The sequence below is a fragment of the Neisseria sp. P0001.S005 genome, from assembly GCF_051963715.1.
In genome coordinates this window covers 1-467 of record NZ_JBQCTZ010000590.1, presented here as the reverse complement: position 1 = coordinate 467, position 467 = coordinate 1, and the positions used below count along the sequence as shown (strand labels likewise).

1 protein-coding gene is annotated in these 467 nt (G+C 47.1%); it reads left to right on the top strand.

The window, feature by feature from the left end; all coding sequences use genetic code 11:
• Nucleotides 1-108: 108 nt before the first annotated feature.
• On the top strand, nucleotides 109-467 hold a 359-nt coding region (gene rpsB, locus ACTHSP_RS21850; protein WP_440346989.1), incomplete at its 3' end, for a 30S ribosomal protein S2.

Sequence of the window (467 nt, the reverse complement as noted above, 5' to 3'; positions counted from 1 at the left end):
TTTTTAAAACTTATGCCCACTTTCGCCGAAGGGTGCTTGACAATAGGCGCCGCCTATCAAGTTCTATGCGATTGAATGTGTGCTCTTTAACCCTTTCAAGGAAATAACATGTCTCAAATTACTATGCGTCAGATGATTGAAGCCGGTGTTCACTTCGGTCACCAAACCCGTTTCTGGAACCCGAAAATGGCTCAATACATTTTCGGTGCGCGCAACAAAATCCATATCGTAAACTTGGAAAAAACCCTGCCGATGTTCCAAGAGGCGCAAGAAGCCGTACGTCGTCTGGTTGCCAACAAAGGTACAGTATTGTTCGTAGGTACCAAACGCCAAGCCCGCGACATCATCCGCGAAGAAGCTACCCGTGCCGGTATGCCTTTCGTTGATTACCGCTGGTTGGGTGGTATGCTGACTAACTACAAAACCGTTAAGCAATCCATCAAACGCCTGGAAGAAAAAACTGCTGC